Genomic DNA, 12111 nt, shown 5'->3' with positions numbered 1-12111 from the left:
CTTAAACATCAGAAAAATCGGGGAGTAATAATTCGCGTTTTACTGGTTCTGAGTTGATAGCGAAGCATTAGCTCGTGGCTACCTGTATTGTATCTACGCAAATCGGTTGTAGAAAAATCGTAGGCGTATCCTGCTGAAAGTTGTTCATTGATTTTATAGCCCAGCAAAATATTAGCAGAACTAAACGAACGCCAAGAAAGTCCTGCACCGAATTTATCCAAATACCATAGTGTTGCATTGATGTCTAACTGCAAAGGAGCGGCTTGAACGCCTTTGAAAAGCAAGGAGGGTTTTAGTTGCCAATCTTCGCTTAAATCAAAGGCATAACCAGCCATTACGAAATAGTGTCGGTATTGTCTTGCCCCATCGGTATCGTTCAAGAAAGCGGCATCGCCTGATTGAGCATTGTTGATAAGATGAGGTACAGAAACCCCTACAAAGAGTCTTTCAGTATTGTACCACACTCCTGTACCTACATTGGGCAAAAACTTACTGAACATTCCTGCACCTTGAAAAGTAGGGTCATTATTTATGGTATTCACACTTCCAAAGTCTGCAACAAACTGGCTGCCACCTACCTGCAAACCAAATGCCAAACGAGAACTTTCATTGAGTTTAATTCGGTATGAGTAAGAAGCATAAATTCCCAACGTTTTGAATATCCCAATTTGGTCGCCTACTACATTAAGCCCTAACCCCATAGTTTCGTTGCGTAAAGGAGCATCTACTGAAAGAGTTGCTGTGGTAGGGGCTCCCTCTATACCTACCCATTGTTTGCGGAATAATCCTGTAAAGGTAAGAACTTCATTGCTACCTACATAAGCAGGATTTACTGCGATGGGGTTGAACATATATTGCGAAAACATCGCATCTTGTTGGGCTTGTGCTTTTAAGCCTAAAAGCACATACACACTTGCAGAAAGAATTCGGAGGTTTTTCATAAAAGTATTCTTTTATATTCCTTTTTAGCCCTGCTCTCATTAGGTAGAGAGCAGGGGTTAGGTATTTTTTATCTTTGAATAGTAAGGTAACGAGCGTAACGTTCGCCTGTGTCTTTGAATTCGGCGGTGTAGAAGTAAGTGCCGTCAGGGAGTTGCTCGCCAATACGGATACCTATGTTAGATGTTCCGTTCCAATCATCTTGGTAATTGAGGTTTTCATATACCAAATTACCCCATCGGTTGTAAATTCTAAGTACCACAGGTCTGCCGTTTCTGCCCTTGATAACAAAGTTGTCGTTGATGCCATCGTTGTTAGGCGAGAAACCTTCGGGAATTTGTACCACAGGGTCTTCAATTACAATAGTAACTGTTGCTGTACTACATTGCCCAAACTGGTTACAAACTTGGTAAGTGAAAGTTACTGTTCCTACAAATCCTGGGTTGGGTGTGAAGGTAAATGAACCATCAGGATTTACCACAAGCGTACCATTTTGCGTAGCAGTTCCACCATTTACTAAACTAAATGTAGGGGCTTGCCCTGCGGGTACTACATCATTTGTTCCCAAATTACCACTTACAGGGTTGTTGGGTGTTGTGGTGTAATTATCATCAACGGCTTGCACGGGTGGAGCTACATTGATAGTTACTGTTGCTTGTGAGCAACCCACAGGGTTACAGATTTCGTAAGTGAATGTAACCGTACCACTAAACCCTGGGTTAGGGGTGAAGGTAAATATTCCATTAGGATTGAAGACCAAAGTACCATTTTGCGTAGCAGTTCCACCGCTTACAAGATTAAAGGTAGTTGTTCCACCACTTGGGTTTTGGTCATTTGTACCTACATTGCCGCTAACAGGAATACCTGCACCTGTGTTGTATTCATCATTTACTGCCAAAGGAGGCTGACCCACCGTGATAGTAACCGTTGCCGTACTACACTGACCTAATTGGTTGCACACTGTATAGGTGAAGGTATCAGTGCCTACAAAGCCGGGATTTGGAGTGTAGGTATAAGAGCCGTCAGGGTTCATCGTAACGTTACCATTGGCAGGTGGGGTAGTTACCGTAAAGGTATAAGTACCACCTGCTGGTAAATTATCGTTGGGGCTTACATTGCCGTTTACTGGCGTGTTAGGTTGCGTACCAGCGGTATCATTGCTTGCTACTGGTGGAGCGAGTATCGTAATAGTAACTGTAGCTGTGCTACAAACATTTACTTGATTACATACTTGGTATGTGAATGATACCACACCACTAAAACCTGTATTGGGAGTAAAGTTGTAAGTACCATCAGGATTTACTACCAAAGTACCATTGGATGCTGCGCTGCCACCGTTTACTAAGCTAAATGTGTAAGTAAAGCCCGTAGGCAATAAATCATTCGCCGCTAAATTACCTCCAACAGGAGTGTTGATAGGTGTTGTGTAATTGTCATTCACAGCCACAGGGTTCGCTGGAACTGTAATAGTTACGGTTGCCGTACTACATTGCCCTACTTGGTTACATACTTGATAGGTAAATACATCAGTGCCAGTAAATCCAGTGTTAGGCGTGTAGGTATAAGTGCCATCGGGGTTCATCGTAACACTACCATTGGCAGGTGGCGTCGTTACCGTGTAGGTGTAAGTACCACCTGACGGCAAGTTGTCATTCGTGCTCGCATTTCCATTTACAGGGGTATTGATAGGCGTATTTGCCGTATCATTTACCGCTACTGGTGGAGGCAATACTAATACACTCACGGTTGCGGTGCTACACTGCCCTAACTGGTTGCATACTTGGTAGGTAAAACTCGCTGTTCCAGTAAATCCTGTTGCAGGCGTGAAGGTATAAGTACCATCAGGATTGATAGTTACAGTGCCTTGTGCAGGATTGGGTGGGGTTGCTACTGTGTAAGTGTAAGTTCCGCCTGCGGGTAAGTTGTCGTTAGAGCTCAAATTACCATTTACAGGGGTATTGATAGGTGTTACTGCACTATCATTTACAGCCACAGGAGGAGGCAACACGACTATCGTCGCTACTGCTGTATCGCATTGAGCAGGTATAAGGCTGTTGCAGACTTGATACGTAAATGACACTGTACCACTAAAACCTGTGTTAGGTACATAGGTAAATGTGCCGTCAGGGTTAAAGGTAAGTGTGCCGTTAGCTGCTGCACTGCCACCACTCACCAAGCTAAAGGTATGAGGATTGCCTGATGCTGGTAATACATCATTGCCCACGACTGAGTTGCTCAAACTGCCGTTCTGTGGCATTGTGTAAGAATCATCATTGGCTACTGGTGCAGGAACTACATTGATAGTTACGGTTGCGGTACTACACTGCCCTACTTGGTTACATACTTGATAGGTAAATACATCAGTGCCAGTAAATCCAGTGTTAGGCGTGTAGGTATAAGTGCCATCGGGGTTCATTGTAACACTACCATTGGCAGGTGGGGTAGTTACTGTGTAGGTGTAAGTACCACCTGACGGCAAGTTGTCATTCGTGCTCGCATTTCCATTCACAGGGGTATTGATAGGCGTATTTGCCGTATCATTTACCGCTACTGGTGGAGGCAATACTAATACACTCACGGTTGCGGTGCTACACTGCCCTAACTGGTTGCATACTTGGTAGGTAAAAGTTGCTGTTCCAGTAAATCCTGTTGCAGGCGTGAAGGTATAAGTGCCATCAGGGTTGATAGTTACAGTGCCTTGTGCTGGGTTGGGTGGCGTAGCAATCGTATAAGTGTATGTTCCTCCCGAAGGTAGGTTATCATTTGTGCTCAAATTACCGCTCACAGGCGTATTGATAGGCGTTACCGCATTATCATTCACCGCCACAGGAGGAGGTAACACGACTATCGTCGCTACTGCTGTATCGCATTGAGCAGGTATAAGGCTGTTGCAGACTTGATACGTAAATGACACTGTACCACTAAAACCTGTGTTAGGTACATAGGTAAATGTGCCGTCAGGGTTAAAGGTAAGTGTGCCGTTAGCTGCTGCACTGCCACCACTCACCAAGCTAAAGGTATGAGGATTGCCTGATGCTGGTAATACATCATTGCCCACGACTGAGTTGCTCAAACTGCCGTTCTGTGGCATTGTGTAAGAATCATCATTGGCTACTGGTGCAGGAACTACATTGATAGTTACGGTTGCGGTACTACACTGCCCTACTTGGTTACATACTTGATAGGTAAATACATCGGTGCCAGTAAATCCAGTGTTAGGCGTGTAGGTATAAGTGCCATCGGGGTTCATCGTAACACTACCATTGGCAGGTGGGGTAGTTACTGTGTAGGTGTAAGTACCACCTGACGGCAAGTTGTCATTCGTGCTCGCATTTCCATTCACAGGGGTATTGATAGGCGTATTTGCCGTGTCATTTACCGCTACTGGTGGTGGCAATACCAATACGCTCACCGTTGCCGTGCTACACTGCCCCAACTGGTTACATACTTGGTAGGTAAAAGTTGCTGTTCCAGTAAATCCTGTTGCAGGCGTGAAGGTATAAGTACCATCAGGATTGATAGTTACAGTGCCTTGTGCTGGGTTGGGTGGCGTAGCTATCGTATAAGTGTATGTTCCTCCCGAAGGTAGGTTATCATTTGTGCTCAAATTACCGCTCACAGGCGTATTGATAGGCGTTACCGCATTATCATTCACCGCCACAGGAGGAGGCAACACGACTATCGTCGCTACTGCTGTATCGCATTGGTTTATAGGTGTTACTCCGTTACAAACCTGATAAGTAAATGAAACAGTGCCACTAAAACCAGTGTTAGGAACATAAGTAAATGTGCCATCAGGGTTAAAAGTTAAAGTACCATTTGCCGCAGCACTACCACCACTCACAAGTGTGAAAGTGTGAGGATTTCCCCCTGCTTGTAAAATATCATTAGTAGCAACAGAATTACTCAAATTTCCATTTTGAGCCATTGTGTAATTATCATTCACCGCATCAGGAGCAACATTTACAGGTGTAGGTGTAGCTGTTGAACTATTATTTCCTGCTACTGGGTCGGCTTGGTCGCCAGATATGGTTGCGGTGTTCGTATAAGAACCGCTTGCGTTCACGGTAACTGTAATTGTCAGAGTAGCTGATGCACCATTCGCCAGTGCTCCGATACTCCAAACCCCTGAAACGTTGTTGTAAGTACCTTGTGAAGCTGTTGCTGATACAAAGGTATAACCTGAAGGCAGAACATCATTCACCACTACGCCAGTGGCATTGCTTGGACCAGCATTGTTTGCCGTGATTGTGAAGGTGATGTTAGAACCCACAGGTGGCGTCATATTGCTTGCCGTCTTGGTTACGCCCAAATTCGTTTGAGGCACAGGCGTAGGTGTAGCTGTTGAGCTATTATTTCCTGCTACTGGGTCGGCTTGGTCGCCAGTTATGGTTGCGGTGTTCGCATAAGAACCGCTTGCGTTGACGGTAACAGTAATAGTCAGGGTAGCAGATGCACCATTCGCCAATGCACCAACGCTCCAAACCCCTGAAACGTTGTTGTAAGTACCTTGTGAAGTTGTTGCTGATACGAAGGTATAACCTGAAGGCAGAACATCATTCACCACTACGCCAGTGGCATTGCTTGGACCAGCATTGTTTGCCGTGATTGTGAAGGTGATGTTAGAACCCACAGGTGGGGTCATATTGCTTGCTGTCTTGGTTACGCCCAAGTTTGTTTGGGGTACAGGTGTAGGTGTAACGGAGGAAGTATTGTTTGAAGTGTTCGGGTCGTTTTGGTCGGGAGTAGAAATCGTTGCTGTATTTGTATAAGGACCACTCGCATTGACCGTAGCTACAATAGTAAGGGTAGCACTTCCTCCAATGCCCAAACTTCCTACATTCCAAACACCTGTTACGTTATTATAAGTACCCTGCGAAGGGGTAGCTGAAACGAAAGTATATCCAGCAGGTAGTAAATCATTTACTACAACATTGGTAGCAGGGTCTGGACCTGCATTGCTTGCTGTTAGGGTAAAAGTAACGTTTGTACCTACATTAGGCGAGCTATTACTGATTGCTTTGTTGATACCTAAGTTTGAAGTACAAACTATGCTGAATAAAGAAACTGATACAGAGCTAATGGTCCCACTATTACCACTGGTAGCACCGTTGGCGGTAAATTCTGTAACCGCAGCTGAAGTGGTTGTTCCGTTTTGTCCACCATTTACTTGCTTGGTTGAGCCATCGGTAGTTGCATTGATAACTATTACTCCTCCTCCTCCGCCACCACCAGGACCTTCAGACTCATTATTTGTGATTAGCTGATTTCCACCATTTCCGCCATTGGCTCTAATATTTATCGTATTAGCAATTGATGTAGCTTGAATAGCTACAGTACCACCACCGCCGCCACCACCTGGAGCATCGTTGTGTCCGCTGATGGTATTAAATCCATTTTCACCATTTGCACTGATGGTACCGCTTCCCGTAATATTTCCTGTTGCAATTAAAAATACAATACCACCGCCATCTCCACCATCTGCGTTGGCACCATTGTTTCCATCACCCGCACCGCCACCGCCGCCGAAGAAAATTTGATTTTGAAAGTTAGCAGATACAATAGGTCTTCCGCCAAGTCCTCCGACAGCATCTCTATTATCACCTCCCCAAGCAGTATTTTGCACATCAGCAGCAGGGATGCCCGGTGCAATAAAATTAGCGGGGTATGAAGGACCAAGTGTACAAGCATTTTGATTCGAACTTCCAAAAGAATACCCCCCTCTGCCACCACCTTGTGAGTTGGTTAGAGCGTTTCCGTTAGCGATATAATCTGGGTCCAAAGCCCAAGCACCGGGATTACCACAAGTTCCAAAACTATTCATTACCCCTGCTCCTCTGAACCAGCCTGCGGGGTTTCCACCATTGGCACCCCCACCTCCACCGGCGTTGTGTCCATTACCGCCGCCTCCGCCATTTGCTGGTGCTCCTCTGCCGTATCTACCATTATACAAATTATCGTAATCATCTCTATAGCCAGCTATACTTTCTCCTTTTTCAGCAGATTCATTAGAGCTATTAGTTACAAAAGCAATTGAGAAGTTATTTCCTGTTGGAGATGTGTTAGGGTCTATTGTACCACCTCTAAAACCTGCTGCGTTGGCGTGGATAGTTCCGTTATTTACAATATTAGTAGCATGAACAACCATAAAACCGCCTCTGCGGCGTTCAAGAGCAGAAGGGTCTGCTCCACCAAACGAGGGTGCCCCCCAAGGAACAGCTACCACACTTGCCCCTGCATTTACGGTAAGTGTAGTGTATTGAGGCACACGTATCACCTGCACATAACGTGCCGCAAAATAACTGTATTTTGTTCTACAAGCCAAGGTGATGTTATTTCCCGAAACACTGGCTACTTGGGCAAATTCATACGTACCTGCTCCATTGTAGTTCGTAACTTGTCCGTAATTGATGGTGTTGGTGGAGTTGATAATTGCCCCTTGGGCTTGATAAATGATTATCAAATCGCCAGGGGAAAGTGCATTGTTGGCATATACCGAGCTATTGGTTACAAAACCCGCAGGTAGATACCCTATGCCATCTCGGTTCAAGTCATTGATATTGACAACCGTGATTACATTGGAGCCAGCCGTAACATCAGTAGTTACACGCGTGTAACGGTTGAGCACCGTGTTGGCAGTAGTTACCGTTAGTGCTCCATCTTTGCCTGCTTGGGCATAGCTACTTGTTACGTTCAGCCAGTACAATAGTAATAATATTGTGCCGAACCCTAAAATGTTTGGAGTTAAGCCAGTACCTTGCCTAAAACCAAACAACTTTTTGTAGGTAATTTTTGATAACATAAAAAAGCAGTTTTTGATGTTGTAAAAATAAGAAAGAGTCTATAATCCAATTTTGTGTTTTCGGCGAAATGCTACAAATACTCGGCGAAAACTCTAAAAAAAGCTATGAAACTTTCCAAAAATAATGAATGATGAATTTTTCAACGCGTTACGATACGAGAGGTGTGACGAAACGTTACAATTATAGAAAAAAAATAAAAAATTGAAAATATTGAAAATACTGAACAAAAATAAAAAAACCTGATACTAAGAGAGTATCAGGTAAAATTTATTCCTATTGTTTTGTAAGAAATTAGATTGTTGTTGTGCTTTTTCTTTTCCAGCCTTTGTAAGGGTTGTAGCCATTGGTATTTTTCTGGTAGTAGCCTGTGCCATCATAAGGGCGTTTGTCGGGGTGGCTTTTACATTCAGTAGAACAAGCTCCTTCATATTCCCAACCACATTTTTCGCAGATAGGTACGTGATTGTTGCAATGAGGATTGGCACAATTTATCATTCTATCACATTCAGTACCACAGATGTAGCAATGAGAGATTACTTTGGGATTTATCTTATTGATTTCAACAGCAATGCGATTATCAAAAACATAACATTTACCTTCAAAATCTTCTCCGCCCGCCTCTAAACCATATTTAATAATACCACCGTGTAGCTGATAGACGTTCTCAAAACCTTGCTCCAAAAGATAGGCACTTGCTTTTTCGCATTTAATACCGCCTGTGCAGTACGTAACGATTTTTTTCCCTTGCAGTAAAGGAAAAACCTCTTTTACCTTTTCGGGAAATTCTCGGAAGTTTTCAATATCCAAAGTAATAGCATTTTTGAAACGCCCAAGTTTGTGTTCATAATTGGAGCGAGCATCTAAAATGACTACATCTGGGTCGTCTTTTAGTTTTTTGAATTCTTCAGGTGAAAGATGAATGCCTGTTTTTTGGGTGGGGTCTATGTGGCGTAAGCCCGAATGTACAATTTCGGGTTTCACTCTTACGTGGATTTTCGTAAAAGTGTGTCCTTGAACTTTTTCAATCTTAAAATCAGTATTTTTGAATCGTTCATCAGAAAGGACATAGTCCATATACTTCTGACAGGCTTCTTTGGTGCCAGAAACCGTCCCATTCAGCCCTTCGTGGGCAATAATGATACGCCCTAAAATGCCATTTTCAATGCAAAACAAATGATGCTCTTCGCGATATGCTTCGGGGTCGGCAATGTGGGTATAGCAATAGTACAAAAGCACCCAATACTCTTGCCCTTGGGTAAGATTTTGATTTTCCATAATAACCTTGTGTTTAGCTCTGCTTCAAACAGAGTGGTAAAAATTTTCACAAAGTTAATATTTGTTTTTGAAACGAGAAAATGATTTTTGTCAGAAAAATCAACCCTCAAATATGATTTAACCTAACAAAAAGTCAATATCTTCGGCTGAAAAGTGCTTGTAAATGCTTTCTTCTGTATTTATTAAATTTTGCGATAAAGTTTTTTTTCGTTCTTGTAAAAGCAAGATTTTCTCTTCAATGCTTCCGTGTGTGATAAATTTGTAGGCGATTACGTTTTTCGTTTGCCCAATGCGATAGGCTCTATCAATGGCTTGGGCTTCTACGGCAGGATTCCACCAAGGGTCTAGCAGAAAAACATATTCGGCGGCGGTAAGATTTAGCCCTACACCACCCGCTTTCAACGAGATAAGAAAAACAGCAGTTTTGGGATTTTGCTGAAAATCATTGACTTGCTCCTGCCGATTGAGCGTGGCTCCGTCTAAATAAGCGTAACGAATATTGTTTTCTTCTAAATATCTGCGAAAAATTGCCAAATGCTTTACAAACTGACTGAAAATCAGGACTTTTTTACCTTCTGCTAAAAGCGTTTGCAGTTTGTAGCAAACATCTTCCATTTTTCCTGAAATTCCCTGAAAATCAGTATTTACAAGTTGTGGGTGATTGGCAATCTGACGCAGTTCTGTAAGAGCTTTCAGAATGATAAATTGCGATTTGGCTACGCCAAATTTTTCAATTTGTTCTAAAATTTGGTTTCGGTGTCTGGATTTTGTTTCCTCGTAAATTTTGGCTTGTTCGGCACTCATTTCGCAAAAAGCAATATGCTCCATTTTGGGGGGTAATTCGGTAGCGACTTGCTCTTTGGTGCGGCGTAAAATAAAGGGTCGGATAATTTTTTGTAGTTTTTCTAAACGCTTTGCATCATTTTCTTTTTCAATAGGTCTGAGAAAGTTTTTCTTAAAGAAAGATTGGTCGCCGAGCAGATGAGGATTGGCAAAATTCATTTGCGACCACAAATCCAGCAGGCTATTTTCCACGGGCGTGCCTGTGAGTAAAAGTCTTTTTTCGGCTTTCAGCAGGCTTACAGCTTGTGAAATGTTAGATTGAGGGTTCTTGATAGCCTGCGATTCGTCTAAAATGACGTAATTGAAGGAAATTTTAGCAAGTGCTTCAATATCCATTCTTACCACGCCGTAAGATGTGAAAACTACGTCAAATTTGTGTAAAAAAGGTAATTTTTGCTCTCTTTGTGAGCCTGTGTAGGTGGTTATTTGTAAAAAAGGCGTAAATTTTTTTGCTTCCACTTCCCAATTATACAGCAAAGAAGTAGGCATAATTACAAGCGAGGGTTTAGTAGCTTTTTTTTCTTTTTCGCTTTGCAACAGGGCAAGCGTTTGTAAGGTTTTCCCTAAACCCATATCATCTGCCAAAAAGCCGCCTAATCGGTTTTCAGCCAAAATACAAAGCCAATTAAAACCTACTTTCTGATAGTTTCTCAAAGTAACTTTCAAACCTTGTGGCAGAGGGTAGTCTTGTATTTCTTGAGATAGCAGATTTTTCAATTTTTCTTGAATATTTAGCTCAAATTCCTGATTTTGAGCGATTTCTTGTAAAATAGGCAAATGATACTTTTCTAATCTGATTTCGTTATTTTCATTTTGAGCTAAATAAAAAACATCACTATAACGACTAAACCACTCATCAGGAATAAGAGCAATTTCGCCGTTAGGTAGAGGAAACTCCTTGATGTTTCCTAAAATGTAAGGGCGTAATTTTATGAAAGGAACTTCGTACTCTCCGAAACGAATAATGGCTTTCAAATCTAACCAATCCGCTTTTTCAGTGGTTTTCAGGGAAATAAAACTTTTGCCAAAAAAATATTTTTTACCACTTTCAAAGTTTTGTTCCAAAACAATCTGTTCGTTAGGAAGGTTTTCGGCATTTTTTTCAAGCCATTGTAAAGCCTTTTCTATCGGCAAGAATAGCCTTCCTTTGAATATTTCTAAATTTTTATTTTTCAGAAACTCAAAAGTATTCTGCTCAAAAATCTTGTTTTTGAAAATTTTACGAAAAATATAACCATCTTTGTGCTTCTCTAAATTCACAAAAGCGGGTTTGTGGTCGTTTTCGGCGGGAAATACATAAGAGCCATAACGGAAAAATAGTTCAAATAAAAAATCTACTTCCTGCTCTAAGGTTTCACTTTCAGCTTCAAAAAGGTTGTTTTCCGCCACTCTGCAAACCGAGCCAATGCGTAGAATGGCTTGTGGAGCAAAACTTTCGCTAATAATTTCAAAACCGCTTCCTTTTGCAGAAACATCAAAAGAAGCGATAAGAGGCAAAACGAATTTTTGAAAGTAGTTTTCCTCTACATTGCGAGGAACGTTGATGTACCACTTTTGCAAGAAGGGTCGCAGTTTGTTGCCATCAATGTTTTGTTTGAAATGGTACAAAGTATTTTCCAAAAGCAACCAAGCTCGCTGATTGCATAAAATTCGGGCATCTTTGAATTGAAAAGTAAGTTTTTTGCCTTCATACAGCAAGGTAGGGAAGTAGTGAGTTTCTTTTTCATTTCTTACAAAATGAAATAGCACAGAAACAGGGTTTGGTGCAATTTGAATAGGTTTCCAAGTGGGGTTGCCGTCTGTTCCCATTACAAAAAAAGGCTTTTGATGCGTTTGAATAAGTTTGAGAATTTCGCCAATTCGGCTATCTACGAACTCTTCAACGAGGGTTTGCAAGTTTCTATCGCCTTTGGTTTTGTCATACACTTTCAAGAAAAACTCGTTGGGGTGAATACGCTTGTTGTAAAATTTGCTTACAATATATTCAGGTTGAATAGCATCGGCGTATTTGATAATTTTGAGGTCGGTTTCGTCTGTATTTTTTTGAAACTCTTTGGCGGTTTTCGCTGAAACAGCTTGATAGGAAAAGGTCAATTCACCTTTGCTATTGATTTGCACCACGAAAGGGGCTATCAGATAGCCTAAAAATTGATGATTAAAAAGCGAATAAACTACTCGGAAAGGTTGTGAAGTAACTACTTTCATAGCCAAAAACGCTTGGTATAATTTTCAAAAATAAAATTTTCTACAA

Annotated in this window: 4 protein-coding genes; all 4 read right to left on the bottom strand. The window is 42.0% G+C overall.

The window, feature by feature from the left end; all coding sequences use genetic code 11:
• Positions 1 to 8 precede the first annotated feature (8 nt).
• The gene (locus tag Rain11_RS06125) at positions 9 to 941 is read right to left on the bottom strand and encodes a PorP/SprF family type IX secretion system membrane protein (protein ID WP_101358468.1); all 933 of its coding nucleotides are present in this window, start codon (positions 939 to 941) and stop codon (positions 9 to 11) included.
• Positions 942 to 1009: 68 nt separating this feature from the next.
• A complete protein-coding gene (locus tag Rain11_RS06120) occupies positions 1010 to 7741 on the bottom strand; it encodes an Ig-like domain-containing protein (protein ID WP_101358467.1) in 6732 nt (2243 codons plus the stop codon).
• A gap of 292 nt (positions 7742 to 8033) precedes the next feature.
• Complete coding sequence (gene trhO / locus Rain11_RS06115; RefSeq protein ID WP_101358466.1) at positions 8034 to 9017, bottom strand: oxygen-dependent tRNA uridine(34) hydroxylase TrhO; 984 nt, start codon at positions 9015 to 9017, stop codon at positions 8034 to 8036.
• A 117-nt stretch (positions 9018 to 9134) separates the two neighbouring features.
• The gene (locus tag Rain11_RS06110) at positions 9135 to 12065 is read right to left on the bottom strand and encodes a DEAD/DEAH box helicase (RefSeq protein WP_101358465.1); all 2931 of its coding nucleotides are present in this window, start codon (positions 12063 to 12065) and stop codon (positions 9135 to 9137) included.
• Positions 12066 to 12111: the final 46 nt, after the last annotated feature.

This window comes from Raineya orbicola, assembly GCF_002843425.1.
Classification (GTDB): Bacteria; Bacteroidota; Bacteroidia; order Cytophagales; family Thermonemataceae; genus Raineya; species Raineya orbicola.
The sequence above is the reverse complement of the archived record's forward strand: the minus strand, read 5'-3'. Positions and strand labels throughout refer to the sequence as shown.

What these genes read in the sequence shown, in the direction of transcription:
- trhO (WP_101358466.1), bottom strand. Translation starts at nt 9,017, where the DNA reads ATGGAAAATCAAAATCTTACCCAAGGGCAAGAGTATTGGGTGCTTTTG.
- Rain11_RS06120 (WP_101358467.1), bottom strand. Translation starts at nt 7,741, where the DNA reads ATGTTATCAAAAATTACCTACAAAAAGTTGTTTGGTTTTAGGCAAGGT.
- Rain11_RS06110 (WP_101358465.1), bottom strand. Translation starts at nt 12,065, where the DNA reads ATGAAAGTAGTTACTTCACAACCTTTCCGAGTAGTTTATTCGCTTTTT.
- Rain11_RS06125 (WP_101358468.1), bottom strand. Translation starts at nt 941, where the DNA reads ATGAAAAACCTCCGAATTCTTTCTGCAAGTGTGTATGTGCTTTTAGGC.